Origin of the sequence: Demequina oxidasica, assembly GCF_000975115.1 — a bacterium.
In the GTDB taxonomy this organism is placed as follows: domain Bacteria; phylum Actinomycetota; class Actinomycetes; order Actinomycetales; family Demequinaceae; genus Demequina; species Demequina oxidasica.
The window spans coordinates 830435-850963 of the sequence record NZ_BBRE01000001.1 but is presented as its reverse complement, the minus strand read 5'-3'; the positions used below and the strand labels follow the sequence as shown (position 1 = coordinate 850963).

The 20529-nt window shown below is 64.9% G+C and carries 17 protein-coding genes; 6 read left to right on the top strand and 11 right to left on the bottom strand.

Going from position 1 to position 20529, the window contains the following annotated elements; genetic code table 11:
* Positions 1-30 precede the first annotated feature (30 nt).
* From AOP77_RS03955 to AOP77_RS03945, 3 genes are all read left to right on the top strand, one after another.
* Entirely contained in the window at positions 31-1050 is a 1020-nt protein-coding gene (locus tag AOP77_RS03955; RefSeq protein WP_061963452.1) for an NAD-dependent epimerase/dehydratase family protein, read from the top strand.
* A gap of 111 nt (positions 1051-1161) precedes the next feature.
* Positions 1162-1704 carry a sigma-70 family RNA polymerase sigma factor gene (locus tag AOP77_RS03950; protein WP_061963454.1) on the top strand — a complete coding sequence of 181 codons (543 nt, stop codon included), beginning with the start codon at positions 1162-1164 and terminating at the stop codon, positions 1702-1704.
* Positions 1701-2768 carry a hypothetical protein gene (locus AOP77_RS03945; protein ID WP_061963456.1) on the top strand — a complete coding sequence of 356 codons (1068 nt, stop codon included), beginning with the start codon at positions 1701-1703 and terminating at the stop codon, positions 2766-2768. The genes AOP77_RS03950 and AOP77_RS03945 overlap by 4 nt, the downstream gene beginning before the upstream one ends.
* A gap of 13 nt (positions 2769-2781) precedes the next feature.
* On the opposite strand, the gene rarD is transcribed toward AOP77_RS03945, so the two are convergent.
* From rarD to AOP77_RS03895, 10 genes are all read right to left on the bottom strand, one after another.
* A complete protein-coding gene (gene rarD / locus AOP77_RS03940) occupies positions 2782-3732 on the bottom strand; it encodes an EamA family transporter RarD (RefSeq protein ID WP_062209592.1) in 951 nt (316 codons plus the stop codon).
* 190 nt (positions 3733-3922) lie between these two features.
* Positions 3923-5857, bottom strand: a complete 1935-nt coding sequence (locus tag AOP77_RS03935; protein ID WP_160300040.1) for a glycosyl hydrolase — start codon at positions 5855-5857, stop codon at positions 3923-3925.
* Between the two features lie 124 nt (positions 5858-5981).
* A complete protein-coding gene (locus AOP77_RS03930) occupies positions 5982-6725 on the bottom strand; it encodes an efflux RND transporter periplasmic adaptor subunit (RefSeq protein ID WP_062209587.1) in 744 nt (247 codons plus the stop codon).
* On the bottom strand, positions 6722-8491 hold the full coding sequence (locus AOP77_RS03925; RefSeq protein ID WP_236685745.1) for a glycosyltransferase family 2 protein: 1770 nt from the start codon (positions 8489-8491) through the stop codon (positions 6722-6724). Before AOP77_RS03925 ends, AOP77_RS03930 begins: the two co-directional genes overlap by 4 nt.
* 259 nt (positions 8492-8750) lie before the next feature.
* Positions 8751-9614, bottom strand: coding sequence for an ABC transporter permease (locus AOP77_RS03920; protein ID WP_160300039.1), 864 nt, complete (start codon positions 9612-9614; stop codon positions 8751-8753).
* The gene (locus AOP77_RS03915) at positions 9601-10407 is read right to left on the bottom strand and encodes an ABC transporter ATP-binding protein (RefSeq protein WP_062209575.1); all 807 of its coding nucleotides are present in this window, start codon (positions 10405-10407) and stop codon (positions 9601-9603) included. Before AOP77_RS03915 ends, AOP77_RS03920 begins: the two co-directional genes overlap by 14 nt.
* Positions 10407-11825, bottom strand: a complete 1419-nt coding sequence (locus AOP77_RS03910) for a sulfate adenylyltransferase subunit 1 (RefSeq protein WP_062209572.1) — start codon at positions 11823-11825, stop codon at positions 10407-10409. The genes AOP77_RS03915 and AOP77_RS03910 overlap by 1 nt, the downstream gene beginning before the upstream one ends.
* Positions 11825-12766 (bottom strand): sulfate adenylyltransferase subunit CysD, encoded by a 942-nt coding sequence (gene cysD, locus AOP77_RS03905; protein ID WP_062209569.1) that lies wholly within the window; start codon positions 12764-12766, stop codon positions 11825-11827. The genes AOP77_RS03910 and cysD overlap by 1 nt, the downstream gene beginning before the upstream one ends.
* Positions 12763-13461 carry a phosphoadenylyl-sulfate reductase gene (locus AOP77_RS03900; RefSeq protein ID WP_062209567.1) on the bottom strand — a complete coding sequence of 233 codons (699 nt, stop codon included), beginning with the start codon at positions 13459-13461 and terminating at the stop codon, positions 12763-12765. The genes cysD and AOP77_RS03900 overlap by 4 nt, the downstream gene beginning before the upstream one ends.
* Positions 13458-15149 carry a nitrite/sulfite reductase gene (locus AOP77_RS03895; protein ID WP_236685769.1) on the bottom strand — a complete coding sequence of 564 codons (1692 nt, stop codon included), beginning with the start codon at positions 15147-15149 and terminating at the stop codon, positions 13458-13460. The genes AOP77_RS03900 and AOP77_RS03895 overlap by 4 nt, the downstream gene beginning before the upstream one ends.
* A 426-nt stretch (positions 15150-15575) precedes the next feature.
* Between AOP77_RS03895 and AOP77_RS03890 the strand changes: the two genes are divergently transcribed.
* Positions 15576-16946: an FAD-dependent oxidoreductase gene (locus tag AOP77_RS03890; protein ID WP_062209561.1), complete on the top strand. Its 1371-nt coding sequence runs from the start codon at positions 15576-15578 to the stop codon at positions 16944-16946.
* Positions 16947-17016: 70 nt separating this feature from the next.
* Here the strand turns inward: AOP77_RS03890 and AOP77_RS03885 are convergent, their stop codons facing one another.
* On the bottom strand, positions 17017-17736 hold the full coding sequence (locus AOP77_RS03885; protein ID WP_062209557.1) for a hypothetical protein: 720 nt from the start codon (positions 17734-17736) through the stop codon (positions 17017-17019).
* A gap of 321 nt (positions 17737-18057) precedes the next feature.
* On the opposite strand from AOP77_RS03885, the gene htpX reads away from it, so the two are divergent.
* Together htpX and AOP77_RS03875 are read left to right on the top strand one after the other, a co-directional pair.
* The gene (htpX, locus tag AOP77_RS03880) at positions 18058-18927 is read left to right on the top strand and encodes a zinc metalloprotease HtpX (protein ID WP_084622414.1); all 870 of its coding nucleotides are present in this window, start codon (positions 18058-18060) and stop codon (positions 18925-18927) included.
* Positions 18928-18983: 56 nt separating this feature from the next.
* The gene (locus tag AOP77_RS03875) at positions 18984-20522 is read left to right on the top strand and encodes a succinic semialdehyde dehydrogenase (RefSeq protein ID WP_084622260.1); all 1539 of its coding nucleotides are present in this window, start codon (positions 18984-18986) and stop codon (positions 20520-20522) included.
* The last annotated feature ends 7 nt before the right edge of the window (positions 20523-20529 follow it).

The window sequence follows — 20529 nt, the reverse complement described above, 5'->3', positions numbered from 1 at the left end:
GCCGGCGAGAAGTCGGTGTTGAATGGGGACATGGCAAACATCCTCATTCTTGGCGGCACCCAGTGGCTGGGCCGCACCCTCGCAGAACTCGCCCTCGCCCGAGGAGACTCGGTGACGTGCCTCGCGCGAGGGGAGTCTGGCACGGTCCCGGAGGGGGTCGAGTTCATCAGGTCGGACAGGCGTTCGGTGATCGCGTACCGCGACGTGCAGGATCGCGACTGGGACGCGGTCATCGAGGTGAGCTGGCAGCCTGCCTGGGTGGAGGCCGCGGCGAAGGCCATCGGGGAGCGGGCAACGCACTGGACCTACGTCTCATCGATCGCCGTGTATGCGGCTGGGATGGAGCCAGGCGCGGATGAGTCGGCACCGCTACGGCCGCGGCTCCCCAGTGGCTCGCATGCGGACATGAAGGTGTACGGCGAGGCAAAGGTGAGCAGCGAGCGGGTGACCCGCGACATCGTGGGCGACAAGCTCTTTGCCCCTCGTCCGGGCATCCTCGCTGGACCCGGCGACCCGACGGATCGCGTCAGCTACTGGCCCGCGCGTTTCCACACCGCGGGCGCAGAACCGGTGCTGGTCCCCGACACCCCAGACGTGAACGTCCGAGCGCTGGACGTGCGCGACCTCAGCCACTGGATTCTGGACTCAATCGTTGCTGGCACCACCGGACCAATCAATGCGGTCGGGGAGGACATCTCGTTTGAGGACTTCATCGCTCTCGCTCGCAGCGTGGGCGGGCACACAGGCGACGTGGTCGCGGCGACTTCACAGTGGCTCATTCACCAAGGCGTGCAGCCGAACAGCGGCCCGCGATCGCTGCCCTGGTGGCTGCCCGAAGAGGGCCTGGGTGCAGCCAAGCAGTCGTCCACCGGCCGCACGCACCTCTCCGGACAGGGAGCGATCGACGCGGGCATGACCCGTCGCCGGTTGCGCGAGACCTTAGAGGACTGCCTCGAGGATGAGCGGGTCCGCGGCTTCGACCGCGACCGCGAGGCGGGTCTCACTCGTGGCGAGGAGTCCTTCCTGATCGAGCGCTGGACCACCCGCTAAGAATGGCACCACAACCCTTTGGTGGCCGACTCCGTTTGGAAGAGTAAGAACACCACAGCGGGAGCTGCCGGCACACGTGCCGGATGTCACCCGTGCGACACAAGGGGAGACATGGCGAACTGGCAGCCACTGGTCGACGAGCTGATCCGCGACCGCGGACCGCAACTCGTCGCGTACGGCGCGATGCTAGTGGGCCGCGACGGCGACGCCGAGGACCTGGTCCACGACGCCATCGTCAAGACGTTCTCCAAGCGCCGCAGCATCGGCTCGTTGAACGAGGCGCACGCCTACGTGCGCAAGGCGATGCCGAGCATCGTGATCGACCGCACCAGGTCCGCCGCCGCGCGTCGCCGGGCAATGAACCGTTCCTACGAGCGCCCGCAAGAGATCTCGGACCTAGACGCGGGCGTGGACCTGCGTCGGGCGCTCAGGACCCTCGCCCCGCGCGAGCAGGTGTGCGTGGTGCTCAGGTACTTCGACGACCTCACGGTCACGCAGGTCGCCGCGCAGTTGGGACTCGCTGACGGCACTGTCAAGCGCTACCTCGCCAACGCCAGGGTTCACCTGGCGCAAGAACTCGACATTACCGAGGACTGGGACGACTCGCGCGAGCGGGCCGACGTGGTCGCCGTGCACGGAGGGAAGAAGTCATGACGCAGATACAGGACATGTTTAACGAGGGCTTCCGGAGCCACGCCGATGCCGTGGCGAGATCCGGTGGCCTGGGAAGGGATTTCGAGCGAGGGGCCGTGAAGTCCATCCGCCGCCGTCGCACCACGCGGGCGGTGGGTACCGGGGCCGGCTCGGCGCTGGCGATTGGTGCTGTAGGGGCCGCGGTGTGGGCGGTCCCGGGTGGACGGAACGCTCCCGTCGCGCCGGCTGGTGCCGATGCCTGCGAGATCAATCCGTATCTGCCACCGAACCTGGACTCGATTGCTAGTCCGTACGGCCTCTTTAGGGTCTACGTCGACCTGCGCCCCGAGATCCAGGACAAGAAGGTCGTCGTGGTCTATCCCGATGGCAAGTACCTGGACGTCCCCGCAAATGACGATGGTGCGTACATCCTCGACTACGACGGTCGAGAATACGAGGTGGCGAACCAGGCCCCCCGGTTCTCCAATGAATTTGACTACGCGATGGTGATGGATTGGCAGTCAGACGGGACTGCCGGCGGTGATATCTGGGATGGAGTCAATCCATACCTAGTCGGCTACGGCTGGACCACTGTCGTGACGGATCCAGTGCCTGACGGTATCGACGTCGACGCACTGTCATCGACATTCGACATCACCATCAACGGGGGCGGCACAGGCTATTGGGAGGGTGCGGTTCCGGAAGGGGCTGTCACTGATGTGATGGTGACGTCTGAAGGTGGGGTCGAGACCACTCGGCTTCACGAAGGCGACCCGGGTCCGTCGCTCGAGGAAGTGGTCGGAGCCACGCGCGTGGAGATGAGGGTAAGCGGGCTCCCTGGCGGCGAGACGTTCTCGATCGTGTCCACCTTCGACCCGAACGACATCCCGGAGCCGACGTGCCTGCCAGGAGCGGCCGATCCGACGTCGATCCCCGAGCCGACCGCATCGCTGTGGGGTGGAGTGCCGCCTTCGATGGCTCCCGACCAGCCCGGAGACGCGGTGGGCGATGCCGACCCGTCGCAGGTACCGACGCCGGGTTCTGGCTCATCGCCGGACCCAGGCATCAGCTCATCCACCGACTAGTTGGCGCAGGCGGCTAAAGCGGCTCGGCGACCTCGCCCACGGGGGCTGTCTTGGGGATCTTCCTGCGTGACTGCGAGCGGAAGCCGTCCACGGTCAGCACGATCAGTGCGACCCAGATCAGGGCGAAACCGGCCCAGCGGCTGGGCGGCATCGGCTCGTTGAAGTGCCACACGGCCAGGATGAACATCATGGTGGGCGCGATGTACTGCAGCAACCCCGTCACGTAGAGGGGCAGCCGACGTGCGCCAGCCGCGAACAGAATGAGCGCTCCGGCGGTGAAGAGTCCCGTGGAAACCATCAGCAGGTCGTGGCTGAGGCCAAGTCCCTCGGCGCCGCGCTGGCCAAAGGTGAGTCCATCGTTGGCCGCCATGATCCACAGGCCAATGACGGCGACGGGGAACAGCACCATCGTCTCGACTGTCAGGCCGGTGACTGCGTCGACCTCCGCTCCCACGCGCTTCTTGATCAGCCCGTAGATGCCGAACGAGGTCGCGAGCGCCAGTGAGATCCAGGGGAACTCGCCCAGGCCCACGCCGATCACGATCACCGCGAGCAGGCCGATCGCGATGGCGACCATCTGCAGGCGGCGCAGCCTCTCGCCCAGCACGATCACGCCGAGTGCCACGGTGAACAGTGGGTTGATGTAGTAGCCGAGGGATGCCGAGTTCACGTGGTCACTCACGATCGCGTAAACGTAGAGCAACCAGTTGACGGCGACGAACCCGCCGGCAGCGGCGAGGGTGAGAACTACCCTACGGTTGCTCAGCGCAACGCGCAGTTGCCTCCAGGAGCGCATGAAGGCCACAAAAATGAGGCAGACCACGAGTGACCAGACCGCGCGGTTCGCAGTGATCTCGAGCGCGCTCGCGGGCTTGAGCGCCGCCATGAGAAGTGGGAATAGGCCCCACATCAGGTAGGCGCCAGCACCGTACAGCAGGCCGGGCTTGTCGAGGCGTTCGTTCACCTTGTCAGTCTCCCACCCCTGCTAGCCAACCGGACCCCAAAACAAGGTGCCAGTGCCGGGAGGCTGGTGCCTCAATGCGGTCGCGCCCGCCATCCCGAGCCTGCGACTCGAGGCGAATCGCACCTTTGCGGTACATGAGTGCGGTTCTGAAGCCGGTGTCAGCATCCATGTACCGCCAAGGCAGGAAGGGTCAGGTGCTCGCAATCCAGGCCAGCATGTACGCCCGCGAGTTACCGTCATCGATCAACTCCGAGTCCAAGGCAACAGCGGTGTCCCAGGCCGTCGCCGCGTCCTCGGGCCCTGCGAGCGCCAGGTACATCAGTAAGTAGTCACCGAAACCCACGGAGTATCCCCCGGCAGCCGCCTCGTCCAGTGAAGCCAGCGCGATGTCACGTGCCTTGTCGTCCGGCGGTGTGAGATAGGTCGCCATGGGCGCCATGGGGATCAGTTGAATCCCGAGCATCGCGGAGGGCTCAGCGCTGAACCACGTGGAGTACTCGCGTTTGCCACCCCACTCGAGTGCGACCACGGGATGCGAGTATTCGGGAAAGTCGCTGAGGTCGGGACGCACCCAGCCGCGTACCGCGGCATCGGCCTCGGCGGATAGCATCCACGTCGCGGTCGCCTCGAGGGCATCGTCGTCGCGCACCCGTGCCCAGGACGCGAGCCCGTTCCAGGCGAGCACAGCCTCTGAGCTGGACTCCTGGTTGTTGCCGTCCGCGAAGGGTGAGGTACCGGACGCCCAGGAGTGCCCCGCGAAGGGGTCAAATGTGCGCAACTCAGGGAACGAATCGCTTCCAGCCCCGGAGCCCAGGTCTGCGGCGAGCAAGTCCATCACGGGCGCGATGTCCTCCTCCAGCGAGGGCTGGAGGCCTACCGCCACCGCCGCGGCATTGAGGAAATAGCCGTAGTGAAAATGGTGATCGTTGAACTGATCGGCGCCAAACGATGCCTCCTTGCCCACGACTCCCCGCATCGCGTCGTCGTACACAAAGCAGCGCACGTCGCGCTCTGCGCAGCCCTCAGGGTCGGTCCACGTGGTGAGCGCGGGCATGACAATGTCGAGGAACGAGGCGCGGAGATCCGGCTCGTCGAGGGCGTCGGCAACCATGGCGAGCATCGCGACCCGATAGAGCGCCTTGCCGCCAAAGTACGAATCCGCCGGAAGAGTGCCGGTCTCCGCGAGGTCCTCCTTGAGGGCGGTCGTGATGGCCTCGCGTTGCGCCTCCGAGACGTCCGACAGATCGAGCTCCGTTGCGGGAGCAACCGCCGCCACCTCCCAGGTGGACTGGTGGCCCGCGCAGACCTCGACAACGCCATTGATGGTGGCGTACGAGCCCAAGGAGCACTCCATGTCCTCGGATCGCGACGCCGGCACCGCGAGCACGGTGCCCTCGCCTGGGTTGTTGTAGGTGAGCTGCGTGGTGGCCGTTTCATCATTCGACGCGACCTCAAGGTTGACCGACGTCACGGGCTCGCCGAGTTCAGCCGCGAACTTCTGGGCCGAACTTCCGTCCGGAGTCGCGAAGAACTGAGCGGTGCCGCCGGGTTGGAGGTCGATCGTGCCGCCGGTAAACACGCCGCCCGTGACGAGTGCCCCGTACTCGATGCCGTTGATGTCTCCCGTGATGAGGGCCGGCTCCGGGGGCAGACTGGTGCCGCCAGCCGCCGGCGACTGCTCGGCGAAGCCCCCGGGGATGATCAGGCTGGTCGCAGCATCGGCCGTCACTCCCACGACCGGCCACCCGGCCGCGAGTGTCACCCTCGCGATTCTCTTTCCGGCCTGATCAAAGTACGCAAGCTCGACGCTCACGGGGTCGGCGCGGGATACGAGAGGGCGGGCCGTCGCTCCGTGAATCCCCACGCCGAACTCCAGGTTCGCAGGCCCGGCGATGACGTCGGGGGTGACTGCCACACGGGGAAGCCCAAACGCAAAGCCGTCGCCCGTTGGCGAGAAGGACAGTGGAGTAGCAAAAACCGGATTCGCCTGGTCGTTGAATGCCAGGGCCGAATACCACCGGTTGGTTGGCGGAATGACACCATCGGCAAGGGACATCGGCGGGGGGCTTGCCACGGACTCGTGCGGCACAGTTGCCACCAACTGCTCAATGTTCGTGGGTGTCATGACGGCGCTAGACGGGACGGGTTGAGGCTCGGGCTGTCCAAAATCACAACCTGTCAGACCAAGAGTGAACGCGCACAAGACAGCGCTCATCGCCACAAGCCTAGAAAGGACGGGCGGCCTCATGTCAGATGCCGATGCGGTGCAGGAAGTCGCGCGCCGAGTCTCGCATGCCAGCCAATGGCCCATCGTCTCTCAAGTCCACTGTGACTTGGACCGGAGTGCCTGGAGCTGTCAGTCCCGTGGGCTCGCTGCCTGCAATCTCGCCACTGTCGACAGTGACGTATGCCCGAGCGTTTCCCCCCTCGGTGGCCACCTGAACGTCCCCCACGGTTCCCGGCACAATGCTGCGGTCTGGCAACCGCAGCTCGACGCTGGCACCGCCCTCGAGGCGGTCGAGGTCGCGAGGGTTCAGCACTAACTCTGCGGTGACCTCGAGCGAGCCGTCTTGAACGACCTCCGCGACGATTCCTCCGGACGGCACGTAGCCTCCGGGGCCCACGTGCAGCACTGCGACGGTTCCGTCCGCGCTGGCGGTGACGGACCACAACGGACTGGCTTCAAAGTCCTTCGCATCCTCGTCGTCCTCATCGATTGCGGACTTCGCATCGGCCTCGAGATCTCGCTTGCGCTGCAGACTCTCGATGGTGAAGAGCACGTCGCCCTCGACAACGGCGTCACCCTCCTCCACGAACTGTCGGACTACCTTTCCGCCGTAGTCAGTGCCCACGGGCAACTGTTGCGCGCTGATGGTGGCGGTCTGCGACACCGCCGTGGACTCCCGCTCGGTGTAGACGTAAGTCGCCGCCGCGACGACGACAAGGACGGCAAGCGTGCCGAACGCAAGCTTGAAGCGTGTGGCCCAGGTCATGACACAATTCCCTTCACCCGGCGCGGCAACGGCGTGCTCCACCGCGCCGGTTCAACTGCTGGTTCTTGCTTGGCGGCGACAGGGACCGCGGCGCTCGCCGGAGCCGGCGCAGCAACAGAGGTAGAAGCAGGCCGCGCCACGACAGTGCGCATCGGCCGCTCTTGGCGGTGATCGGAAGCGGCGGAACGCGGCACGTCTTTGCCGCGGCTTTCGCGGAGCGCGGCCAGCACAAATGCGCCGAGGATCACGGTGTTGGTGACGTTCCACGCTGTGGCCAATGCCACCGATCCATTGTCGATATCCCGGAAGATGCCCACCACGCTCGTCAGTGCCAGGAAGATGAAGAACAGTACCTGCGGCACGATGAAGTTGAACGGCGACGAACCCTTGGCTGTGCCCGTAGCCTGCCATCCGACGTCCTTGCGCTTGATCGCGTTGGTGAGCGCCTTGACGTAGATGGGGAACGAGACCGCCGCGAGCGTCAGTGTTTCCCACCGGAAGGACCCCAGGGTGTACCAGGCAAAGATGATCTGCAGCAGGTAGAAGCCCGCGTAGTAGAGGAACCACGTGAGCACGGTGGTGTCAACCGTCATCGGCTTCAGGTCAAAGAAGATCTCGAGCGGTGGCAGCATCAGCAGGATCAAGGGACAGATGCCAGTCAGGTAGAACGTGGACGTCACCAGGTACTGGATGCGCTGCTCGAGTGACAGCCTGCGGTGACGGCTCAGGGGGTTGTGGGTGAGCAGAATCTCAAAGCCGCCGGTCGCCCACCTAAGTTGTTGCTTGGAGTACGCCTCGATGGTCTCGGGTGCGTCGCCCACGGCGAGCACGTCCGGGATGAAGACCGAGTTCCATCCGGCCTCGTGAAGCATCAACGATGTCCACACATCCTCGGACTTCGAGTCGGTGTAGATGCCGCCCACGTCGTCGATGGCGGCCCGGCGGAACATGACGTTGGTGCCCACGCAAAAGGCTGCGTTGAACCGATTGCGCCCCGGCTGGATGAAGCGGTAGAACACCGCCTGCATGTAGGCCGCACCGCGCGCGATGGTGGTGTGGAGATTCCCGTAGCTCTGCGGGGTCTGCACAAAGGCGAGCTTGGAGTCGTGAAAGAAAGGCAGCGTCTCCTCGATGAAGCCCGGACGCGGCACAAAGTCCGCGTCGAACACAGCGAAGAAGTCACCCTTGGCGAGCGTGAGCGCGTGGTTGATGTTGCCGGCCTTGGCCCCTCCAGAACTGAGCCGACGCACGTACCTGGCGCCCTCATCGGAGGCAATCGCGCGGACCTCGTCCGACCGGCCGTCGTCGAGAATCCACGTCCGGTGCACGCCGTGAATCTCAATCGCGGCCTGTACAGTTCTGCGAATGACCGACGGCGCTTCTCCGCACGTGGTGATGAAGACGTCCACGCTCGCGGGCCTCCCGTTGAGTTCGACTGGCCACAGCGGCGGGGGCAGCCCGCGGCGCTTCGCATTGACACCGAAGAGCGCGTCGCGGCTATGAAAGTAAGCAAAGTCGCGGGGGTTGTGACCCCCGGAAAGGATGGTCCACATTCCAAAGAACGCCTGAGCTACCAACACGCTCTCGGCGAGGAGCACCATGGAGTACGGCAGGAGATCCCCTCGGTGCGCGGGATCGAGGAGAAAGCCCGCGTAGAGGAGCGTGCCCAACGTCGCCGCACCCACCATCAGGAACAGGATGGGGCTGGGCGTGGTGTGGGACTCCTGCTGATGAAGCGAATGAGCGGGAGTAGGGGAAGTGTGCATCTGAGGAGACATGGGTACTCCGTCTAGGTCTCGGAGGCACCATGTAGTATCAGGCGCTCCGTGTGAATGATCCGAGATGGCGGCGCTGCCTCATGCGGCGGGAACAGTGTTCCCGCGAACGGTACTGCTACGAACGAACCTACGGCACGAGGGTGAACCACGTAGGGTCCACAAGGTAAATAGTGCGTGACGCAAACCTCACCGATGGGACAGGCGAGCGGCATCGTCCCTCACTCGAGTTACTCGGTGTGGTGGCTCCCTAGTGAGGCAGCCCGGCGTCCACGAGTCCCCGCGAGACGCGCAGGCGGTGGTGCACACGAGCGAACACCAGTCGGTCCACGAGCATCGTGAAGGCGAGCACGATCATGATGGTGGCCATCATCTCGGTGAGGTCGCCGGTCTCGCGCGAGCGGGCAATAACCGAGCCGATGCCGGTCCCAGAGATCGCTCCGGAACCGGAAAGGGCGCCGGAGAAGATCTCGCCCGCTACGAGGCAGCGGAACGCAATCGACCAGCCGAGCTCGAGCCCGGTGGTGATTCCAGGCAGCGCCGCGGGCAGCACCACGTGACGCATGAGCGTGCCCCGGTCCGCGCCATACGTTCTCCCAGCACGGATCAGCAGGGGAGGGACCGACTTCACTGCGCTACGCGTCGCGAGCATGATCGCGGGCATTGCGCCGATGCTGACCACGGCTCCCAGCGAGAACACGGACGTGCCGAGCACCACCGCAGCCACCGGAATCCACATGGAAGTGGGCATGCCCTGCAGCGCGGCGAGATACGGAGAGAGCCCGCGGTCAAGTGCTGGATGGGCGCCAATCAGCAGTCCTAGCGCCACTCCACCGACGGCGGCGATCGCGAAGCAGATGCCCATGAACGCCGTGACACGGCCAAAGATGGAGAACAGCTGGCCGTCCTTGGCCATGCGCACCAACTCGGCGCCGGTGTCGGCAGGGCTAGGCAGGGTGTCGACAAAGGCGGAGGTTATCGCCCATAGCGCCAGAATCACGACCCCGGTGACAAGGATGGGTAGTGCCTTGCGTCCTCGCTGGGCGCGCTCGCGCACTACGCCGGCCGATGCCTCGGCCGCCGTAGTGCTGGCAGTGACCTCAGATGCTGACATGGCCATCCTCCGATCCGCCACGGGGGGCGGTGATGCCGAGCTGGTCGGCCGCATCGAGCAAGCCGCGCACCTCGCGAGCCAAGGCCACCACGCGGTCGGACTCGACCACGCGAGGGCGCTGCAAGCCAACCGCCACCTCGCCGATGATGTGGCCGGGTCCGGAGGACAGCACCACCACGCGTGAGCCGAGAGCCACGGCTTCACGCACGTTGTGGGTGACGAAGATGATGGTGGTGCCGGTCTCCTGCCACAGGTCCTGGAGTTCGACGTGCAGGCGGTCGCGCGACGGAGCGTCGAGCGCGGAGAAGGGCTCGTCCATGAGCAGCACCTGGGGCCGCATTGCGAAGGCCCGGGCTAGCGCGGCGCGCTGGCGCATACCGCCGGACAGCTGGTGCGGGTGCAGATCGGCAGCGTCACTGAGGCCCACCTTGGAAAGCCACTCGGTGACGGTGGCCTCGCGCTCAGCGTCCGCAACCCCGGCATTCTTCAGCCCAAAGCCCACGTTGTCGCGCACCGACAGCCACGGAAACAGTGCGTGCTCCTGGAACACCATGACGCGGTCGAGTCCGGGTCCGGTAACCTTCGCACCGTCAACGACGACTGACCCGCGCACTGGGCGCGTGTGTCCAGCGACGAGGTCGAGCAGCGTGGACTTGCCACAGCCGGACGGGCCCACCACGCACACGAACTCGCCTGCATCGATGGACAGCGTGACACCGTCTAACGCGAGGCGTGCAGGACCGCGCCCAGCGAACTGCTGGGCGACGTCGGTGAGAAGAACGGGTGAGCCCATCAGATGCTGACGTACGCGTCCTCACCACTGCCGGGTACCTGCGCGCGAGCCGTACCGGCACCAAGGGTGTTGCCATCCTGGGGGTCGATCAAGCAGAAGGCGCCGGTGCGGCGGTGGCGGCCGTAGTCCTCGATAGCGAGCGGCTGCGCGAGCTGGAACGAGACCACGCCGATGTCGTTGAGCAGCAGCTCGTGACCCTTCGCGATCGAGTTGTCGAGCGTGCCGCCGGGAAGGGAGATGTCGAGGATGCCGTCGATGCTGGTCACCATGGCCTGCACCATCGCCGTGCCGTGCTGCACCAGCACGCGATCGCGCACCCTCAGCGGGCGGTCGGTGAGCCACGCGACGTGCGCATGGAACTGACGCTCCGCCTTGGGAGCGTCAGTTCCGAATGCGAGAAGGTCTCCCCGGGCAATGTCGATCTCATCGCTCAGGCGTAGCGCTACCGACTGGCCGGTGAAGGCCTCGTCGAGCGCGCCCGTCGAGGTGTCGATCCCCGCGATGGTAGAGGTGCGACCCGACGGCAACACGGTGACCGGGTCACCCACACGCACGGTGCCCTCGGCCACCTGGCCGCCGTAGCCGCGATACTCGCGGTACTCGGGGCTGATCGCTCCGTCTTGGGGGCGAAGCACTAACTGGACGGGGAAGCGCCAGCCGGTCTCGGCATCGGCCGCATCCTGGGCTGTGGGGTGCTTGACGCCACGCTTATGGGCGGCGCCATACAGGTCCGCGCCGTCGTCGATGGACGGCACGGTCTCGAGCACATCAAGAACGGTGGGCCCTTCGTACCAGGAGGTACGGGTCGACGCGACGGCGACGTTGTCGCCCTCGAGCGCACTCACCGGAATGCTGATGACGTTGGTCAGGCCCAGCGACTCTGCGTGCGACTGCACGTGACGCTCAATGTGTCGGAACGGACCCTGCGCGTAGTCGAGCAGGTCAATCTTGTTCACCGCCACGATCACGTGAGGAACGCGGAGCAGTGCGGCTACGGCGAGGTGGCGCTTGGTCTGCTCGACCACGCCAAAGCGGGCGTCGATGAGGACCACCAGCGCATCGGCCGTGGAGGCGCCGGTGACGGCGTTACGCGTGTACTGCACGTGTCCGGGGCAGTCGGCCAGGATGAAGGTGCGCTTGGGGGTGGAGAAGTAGCGGTACGCGACGTCGATGGTGATGCCCTGCTCGCGCTCGGCACGCAGGCCATCAGTGAGCAGTGCAAGGTCGGGGGCCTCAAGCCCACGGTCGCGCGAGACGCGCTCCACGGCCTCGTAGGCGTCCGCGAGAATCGACTTGGTGTCGTGGAGCAGGCGTCCCACTAGGGTGGACTTGCCGTCGTCGACGGATCCCGCGGTGGCGAAGCGCAGCAGTGAGGTGACGCGTGAGTCGGCGGCCTCGTACGCGATATCGGTGCTCATTAGAAGTAGCCCTCTTTCTTGCGGTCTTCCATCGCAGCTTCGCTCACGCGGTCGTCGGCGCGGGTGGCGCCACGCTCCGTGATGCGAGTCGAGGCGACCTCGGCGATGACGTCTGAAATTGATGTGGCGGGGGACTCGACGGCGCCCGTGCAGGACGCGTCGCCGACGGTGCGGTAGCGGACGGAGCGGGTCTCGGTCCGCTCGTCATCGCGCATCTTGACGGCGGGGTGCGGCGAGAGCCACATGCCGTCGCGCTTGAAGACTTCGCGGTCGTGCGAGTAGTACAAGGATGGAAGGTCCAGGTTCTCGCGCTCGATGTAGCGCCACACGTCCAACTCGGTCCAGTTGCTGATGGGAAACACGCGCACGTGCTGGCCCGGCAGGTGACGCGGGTTGTACAAATTCCAGAGCTCGGGACGTTGGTTACGCGGGTCCCAGGCGCCAAACTCGTCGCGCAGGGAGACCACACGCTCCTTGGCGCGGGCCTTCTCCTCGTCGCGGCGCGCGCCGCCGAACACCACGTCGTACTTGTGTTGCGTGATGCCGTCGAGTAGTGGCACGGTCTGCAACTGGTTGCGGGTGCCGTCGGGACGCTCACGCAGGCGCTCGTCGTCGATGTAGTCCTGCACCTTCATGACCTGCAGACGCAGGCCGAGGCGCTCGACTGTGCGGTCGCGGAACTCTATGACCTCGTCAAAGTTGTGGCCGGTATCGACGTGCATGAGTTCGAAAGGCACCTTGCCTGGCCAGAACGCCTTAGTGGCCAGGTGCAGCACCACCACGGAATCCTTGCCGCCGCTGAACAGCAACACGGGCTTGCGGGCGGTGCCCACGGCCTCGCGGATGATGTGGATGCCCTCGGCCTCGAGCGCATCGAGCGTGCTCATTCGCGCCGGTACGTGGGTGGATGCTGGATCTGTAGTCACGCTAGCCTCGCTCATTCGTGGATTCCGCACTCTGTCTTCTCTTGCCCCGACCAACGACCGGACCGGGGGTCCTCGCCGGGTGCCACCTTGTTAGTGCACGGCTCGCAGCCGATGCTGGGGTAGCCCTGCGCGACCAAAGGGTTGCGCGGTAGCTGGTTGGCTACCTGGTAAACCTCAACGTCCATGTCCGACCAGGCGGCAATGGGGTTGATCTTGACGAGGCCGTGTCCCTCGTCCCAGGTGACGATTGGCATCTCGGCACGAGTCACCGCGTCGACTCGGCGTGCGCCGGTGACCCACGCGTCGTAGCCCGCGAGTGAGCGCGCAAGGGGGTCCACCTTGCGCATGAAGCAGCACAGGTTGGGGTCGCGCGCGAAGAGGTCCTTGCCGAACTCGGCGTCCTGCTCGGCAACAGTCTTGGCGGGCATGGCGTTGACGATCGTGATGGGGAAGCGCTTGGCCGCCTCGTCACGGGTCTCGATGGTCTCCTTGAAGTGGTAGCCGGTCTCCAGGAACAGCACGTGCGCGCCGGGCAGGCGAGCGCCGAACATGTGCGGCAGGATCGTGTCCTGCATGGAGGCGGCGACAATGAGCTTCTTGCCAAAGGTCTCGACGGCCCAGTCGGCAATTTCCGACGCCGATGCTCCGGCCAGGCGATCGTTGACCGCAGCAGCAGTCTCGGCATTCCACACGGTGGTGTCGGTACTCATTTGATGAGCTCCTCTTCCGCCCGGAAGGCCCAGTCGGCAAACGTCTCTTCGCCAACGCGGTCGGCAAGGAAGTTCTTGGTGACGCGCTCGACGTAGTCGGGCATGCCGTCTTGGGTGACCTTGTGGGCACGGATCTTGCGCCCAAAGTCGTTGTCGTCGCCGCGACCCAACCGCCCGCCGAGGTGAACCTGGTAGCCGGGTACTTGCTCGCCGGACTCCTCGTCTAGCACCAACTGTCCCTTGAACCCGATATCCGCGGTCTGGACGCGGGCGCACGAGTTGGGGCAGCCGTTGACGTGCACAGTAATAGGAGTGTCGAGGGTGGGGAAGATGTCGTCGAGCTTCTTGACGACCTCGCGGGCGGTGGCCTTGGTTTCCACGATGGCGAGCTTGCAGTACTCGATGCCGGTGCAGGCGATGACGTTGCGGTGGAACTCGCGGGGGTTGGAGTCCAGCTCGAGAGCGCGCAGGCCGTTGACCACGTCGTTGACGCGGGGCTCGGGAATGTCGAGCACCAGGATCTTCTGCAGCGGAGTGAGGCGGATGCGGTCCGATCCCACTGCCTCCGTGATGTTGGCGATCTCCTGGAGCTTGGTGCCGGAGATGCGACCGGCGACGGGGGCGACGCCCACAAAGTAGTTGCCGTCGCGCTGCTCGTTGATTCCCACGTGGTCGCCACGCGCGCCGGGCTTGCCAACCTTGGGCGCGGGGCCCTCGGGGAGCTTGTAGCCCAGGTAGTCGTCTTCCAGGATTTGAAGGAACTTCTCGCCGCCCCAAGCCTTGACCAGGAATTTCAAGCGGGCACGGGTCCGCAGCCGGCGGTAGCCGTGGTCCCTGAAGATTCCCACCACTCCAGCCCAGACTTCGTGCACCTGTTCGGGCTTAACAAATACGCCGAGGCGGATGCCAAGGTGGGGGTTGATCGAAAGCCCGCCACCCACCCACAGGTCGTAGCCGACGCCCAGCTCGGGGTGCTCGACGGCGCAGAACGCGATGTCCTGGACCTCGTGCAGGATGTCCGGCACCGGCGTGCCTGTGATCGCAGTCTTGAACTTGCGGGGAAGGTTAGTGAACTGAGGGTCGCCGATGTAGCGGTCGGTGATCTCGTTGATGTTGGGCGTGGGGTCAATCAGCTCGTCCTTGGCGATGCCCGCGACGGGCGAGCCGAGGATCACGCGTGGAACGTCGCCGCACGCCTCGGTGCAGAACAGGCCCACGGCCTCGACGCGACGGAAGATCTCCGGCACGTCCTCAATGCGGATCCAGTGGAGCTGGATGTTCTGACGGTCGGAGACGTCTGCGGTGTCGCGGCCAAACTCCTCGGAGATCTTGCCGATCTCGCGCGCCTGGGCCACGGACAGCTGGCCGCCATCCGAGCGGATGCGAAGCATGAAGTACTCATCGTCGAGCTGGTGGGCGTCGAGGATGGCGGTCTTGCCGCCGTCAATTCCCTGGCGACGCTGCGTGTAGAGCCCCCACCAGCGGAAGCGACCACGCAGGTCGCCCGGAGGGATGGACCAGAAGCCCCATTTGGAGTAGAGGTTCTCGATGCGCTCGCGCACCTCGAGTGGGTCGCCTACGGACTTCATCTCCTCGTTGGGGTTCAGCGGCGTCTTGTCTCCGGCCGCCCACTGACCGTCGCGGCTGGCGCTGTTCTTGCGCGCGGAAGCCTCACGGGTGCGGATCAGGCGCGCCTCATCACGGTGGCGGCGACGCTCCTCGGCTTCCGCAGTTGTGGCGGAATTGGGCGCGGCAGCATCGGCTGCAGTGGCTCCAGTGGGTGTCACGGAGACTCCTCGAAAGATTTCGTGGGAGCTTGGCCGTTTGAGCGCGATGAGTTGCGCTCGTGAGGCCGAGCGCCCAGGGGTACAGGTTGGTGTATCCGTGGGCGGTTAGGCCGAGGGACACATGGCGCAGCAAACACAAGGCATCATGGATGCGCAAGGGTTTGTCGTGTGAGCCATGCCGTGATTCTGGCACACCCGACGCCGATGTGCCAAAACCCATACGCCATCTTGGTTGGACAATCGCCAAACTGAGGTGTCTATACTCTGGGGCTAGCACGGCTGGGAGCGCCCCCGGTCGTGAACGCCCCCCCAAGGATTGTGAGACTCGTGACTCCCGAACGCCCACTGCGCGTCGCCATCATCGGCGCCGGCCCCGCCGGTACTTACGCCGCCGACATTCTTTCCAAGACCGAACTCGACGTGTCGATCGACATCATCGAGCGCCTACCCGCACCGTTCGGTCTGGTGCGTTACGGGGTGGCTCCGGACCACCCGCGCATCAAGCAGATTATCGTCGCATTGGCGAACGTTTTGGGCCGCGGCGACATCCGCTTGCTGGCTAACGTGAACATCGGCACTGACCTGACCTTGCAGGACCTCGAGGACCACTACGACGCGGTCATCTACGCCACCGGTTCGTTCAAGGACGCTGACCTCAACATTCCTGGTATTGACCTGGAAGGGTCGTACGGCGCTGCCGACTTCGTGAGCTGGTTCGACGGCCACCCAGACGTACCTCGCACCTGGCCGCTCGAGGCCAAGGAAGTCGCCGTCTTTGGCGTCGGAAACGTGGCCCTCGACGTGGCCCGCATTCTCGCCAAGCACCCCAAGGATTTGGCACCCACCGAGATCCCCGCGAACGTCATGGAGATCCTCGAATCGTCGCCCGTCACGGACGTGCACGTCTTTGGTCGTCGCGGTCCCGCGCAGGTGAAGTTCAGCCCGCTCGAGCTGCGCGAACTGGGTCACGTTCCCGACGTCGACGTGCTGGTCTACCCCGAGGACTACGACTTTGACGAGGGCTCGATGCAGCTGCTCGAGGAGAATCGTCAGGCCAAGCAGGTCGTTAAGACGCTGACCGACTGGACGCTCAAGGAGCCCACGGGCGCCTCCCGTCGTATTCACCTGCACTTCCTGCAGAGTCCTCACGAGATTCTGGGTGAGGACGGCAAGGTCACCGGAGTGCGCGTCGAGCGCACCGCACTTCAGGGCGATGGAACGGTCAAGGGCACTGGCGAGTTCATCGACTACCCCGTGCAGGCCGCGTACCGCGCGGTGGGCTACTACGGAACCGAGATCGACGGCGTGCCGTTCGATGACGCCAAGGGCGTCATCGCTAACGAGGCAGGCCGGGTGGTCAATAACGGTGACGTGGTCCCTGGTATTTATGCAACCGGCTGGATCAAGCGCGGTCCGGTGGGCCTCATTGGTCACACCAAATCTGATGCGGCGGAGACCATCGCCAATATTGTCGAGGACGCGGACCGCCTATACGCAGAGTCCAAGGCCGGCGCCGAACAGCGCAGCCCCGACAACGTCCTGCGTCTGCTCAAGGAGCGCGGCGTGCCCGTGATCCAGTGGCACGACTGGGAGGTGCTGGACAATCACGAACTCGCGTTGGGCGAGGCGGATGGTCGTCTGCGCGTCAAGGTGGTTCCGCGCGACGAGATGACTGACGTCGCGCTCAAGCGCAACTAACTGACCAGCGGCATACATAGCAACGCCCCCGACTCCAGTTGGCGTCGGGGGCATTGCTATGTGCGAGCAGCTAGCTGGTCCAGAGGATGGGCTCGCCGTCGAAGTCGTCGTACTCGGTGTCGTACTGATCCCAGGTGGCCCCGCCAAACTCTTGGCCCGAAGGCACCAAGAAGATGCTGCACGAGGAGGTCACAGCGCCGGTGTCAGCGTCCGAGCCGAACCCTTCCGTGTCGCACGTCTCGAAGTCACCGATGATGGTGAAGTCGGGAATCTTGCCGCCGTCGGAGTTGACTGCGCCAATCTCCGTATAGGCAGCGCTGAAGGCAATCTCGCCCTCGTCGAGGTTCGCCTTCTGAATGTCAAAGTCGACGTAGTAAGGCGTGTAGCCCTGAATCTGGGCGAGCGTGTCCTCGTCGAGTCCGAGGCCGTCAAAGTCGGAGAGTTCGCCAACACGGGGCTCAGGGATCGTCACGTTGAGTTCAATGGGGGTTTCCGAGCTGTACGTCGTCCAGGGCACCACTGCCGTGTCGCCATACGCGAGTTCAGTGCCAGGCGCCGTGACGGAGCCATCGCCCGCGGGGGCCGGTGCGGGTGCAGCACTTTCGCTTTCGACTGGGGCGGCGGTCTCAGGTTCCGCGGGCACGGATTCTGAGGGGGCTGCCTCGGGTGCTGCGGTGATGGGAGATGCGGAAGGGGTGGGCTCTGACTCGGCGTCGCTGCTGCAGGCGGTGAGTCCGAGGGCGACTGAAATCGCCACGGTAAGGGTGATGGTGGGTGTCGAGGTCTTCATTTACTCTCCAAGATTTTGGCGCGCATCAGCCCAGTGCTGTCGCGGGGATCAGGGCTACGGTACCAACTGAAGATTGTTGAAAGTCCCTAAAAGTATGGGGAGAATTCCCCAATATTCCTAAAATCGATTCGAATTGCGGTGGGTGACCCCGCAGCAAGCGCTCGACACTTCTTGGATGGAGCGCGAGTGCGGGCACTTTGTCGAGGAGTTGCCGTGGGAACGAGACGCCTTGGCGGGTCGTTTTGTACTGGGGCCGTCGAGGATCCCCGCGCACGGTGCGCTGTGCGGCCTTGATGCGGAATCTTGATTACAGGAGCAGTGGTGGGCAGCAAGAAGTATTTCAACGGGGTCAAGACCATGGGCCTCTTTGTGGTGATGTGGGTGGTGCTGCTTGGCATCGGCTCATTTGTCGCGGGTGGAAAGTTCCTGTGGGTGTTTGTGCTGATGTCACTGGGCGGAACCGCATACGGCTACTGGAATTCGGACAAGCTAGCCATCAAGGCGATGCACGCAAGACCGGTGACTGAGGTTGAGCAGCCGGCGATGTACCGCATCGTCAGTGAGCTGTCACGCGAGGCCCGTCAGCCGATGCCGCGCCTGTACGTGTCTCCCACCGCCGCGCCGAACGCGTTCGCCACCGGCCGCAACCCGTCGAACTCTGCTGTGTGCTGCACCGAGGGAATTCTGGCTCTGCTAGACGAGCGCGAACTGCGCGGGGTTCTCGGACACGAGCTCATGCACGTCTACAACCGCGACATCCTGATCGCCTCCGTCGCAGCTGCGTTCGCGGGAATGATCACCGCCTTCGCGCAGATGATGCTGTTCTTTGGTGGCGGTAGTGACCGTAACTCCAATCCGCTCGCGTTGCTGTCCATGCTGATCCTGGCGCCGTTTGCCGCCATGCTGATCCGTACCGCTATCTCGCGCACCCGCGAGTACGACGCGGACGAGGACGGCGCCAAGTTGACCGGCGACCCGATGGCCCTCGCCTCGGCCCTGCGCAAGCTCGAGTCGGGTGCCGCCGCACGACCGCTTCAGCAGACCCCGCAGCTCGAGAACGTGTCGCACATGATGATCGCGAACCCGTTCGCGGGTGCGGGCCTCGCGAAGCTGTTCGCGTCCCACCCGCCCATGGCGGACCGCATTGCGCGTCTCGAGTCGATGGCCGGCGGGCGGCCCGGCATCAGGTAGAGCCGCCCCACGGCGGGCATTCGGCAATTCGTCGCCCGATGGGTGAGTATTGAAGCATGAGCACACTGTCGTTGACCTCTGCCGAGAATCATCTCGCTTCCCTCGTGACGTCGAGTGGAGAGGCGGGCGAGATCGAGGTGCGTAGCCCGTTCGACGACAGCGTCGTGGGCGCACTGCCAGTGTCTTCCGAGGAGGACGTGACGCACGCCTTCGCATCGGCCGCGGCCGTACAGAAGGACTGGGCCGAGAGGCCAGTCAAGGAGCGCACGGCGGTCATCGCGCGGTTTCGTGACCTACTGCTTAAGGAGCGGGATGCCCTAGTCGACTGCGTTCAAGCCGAGACGGGCAAGGCGCGAGCGAGCGCGTTTGAAGAGGTCGCCGATGCGTCCCTGTGGAGTAGCTATAACGCCCGCCACGCGTCCGGACTGCTCCGCGAAAAGCGGCGCCAGGGGACGTTTCCGCTTCTGACGAAGACGCGCGAGCGGCACGTCCCCAAGGGAGTCGTTGGAGTCATCACACCCTGGAACTACCCGCTGACGCTTCCGGCCAGCGACGTCCTCCCGGCGCTTGTGACCGGCAATGCCGTAGTCCTCAAGCCCGACTCGCAGACCCCGCACACGGCGCTCATGGTGCTTGATCTGCTGCTCCGCGCGGGATTGCCTCGCGACGTGCTGCAGATTGTCCTTGGCCCGGGTCCCGAGGTGGGAGGCGCCCTCGTCGCCTACGCGGACTACATCATGTTCACCGGTTCGACTGCGACTGGAAGAGTCGTCGCGGCGCAGTGTGCGGAACGACTGATTGGCTGCTCCGCGGAACTCGGTGGCAAGAACGCGATGCTCGTGCTCGAGGATGCCGACGTGGCGAAGGCGGCAGTGGGAGCAGTGCGCGGCTGCTTCGCGAACTCGGGTCAGCTGTGCGTCAGCATCGAACGGATCTACGTGCACGATGCGGTCTGGGATGAGTTTGTCTCCGCGTTTGGGGAACGTGTCAGACAGATGCGTCTGGAGCCGGGCTTCGAGTGGGAGGCGGACATGGGCTCGCTGATCAGCGCGCGACAACTCGACGCCGTCGCCGCCCACGTCGACGACGCTGTCGCGAAGGGTGCAACCGTCCTGACCGGCGGGAACCGACGCGCGGACCTGGGTCCGTACTTTTACGAGCCCACGGTGTTGCTTGGGGTCACCGACTCGATGGAGTTGGCGCGCAAGGAGACCTTTGGCCCCGTCGTGAGCTTGTACCGGGTATCTTCCGACGATGAGGGTGTGAGACTCGCGAACGACAGCGAGTATGGACTCAGCGCAAGCGTGTGGTCAAAGAGAAACGGGCCCAGGGTGGCACGTAAAGTCGAGGCGGGGACGGTCAACGTCAACGAGTCGTATGCGGCGACGTGGAGTTCACACGGCGCCCCCATGGGGGGTATGAAGTCCTCGGGGCTTGGGCGGCGCCACGGTGCCCAGGGAATCCTGAAGTACACGGAGCCGCAAACCATCGCGGCGCAGCGTCTGCTACCGATCGCCGGTCCTGCGGACCTCAAGAAGGAAACCTGGGCGAAGGCGCTGAGCGCCGGAACGCGCCTCCTCAACCTCTACCGATAGGAACGAG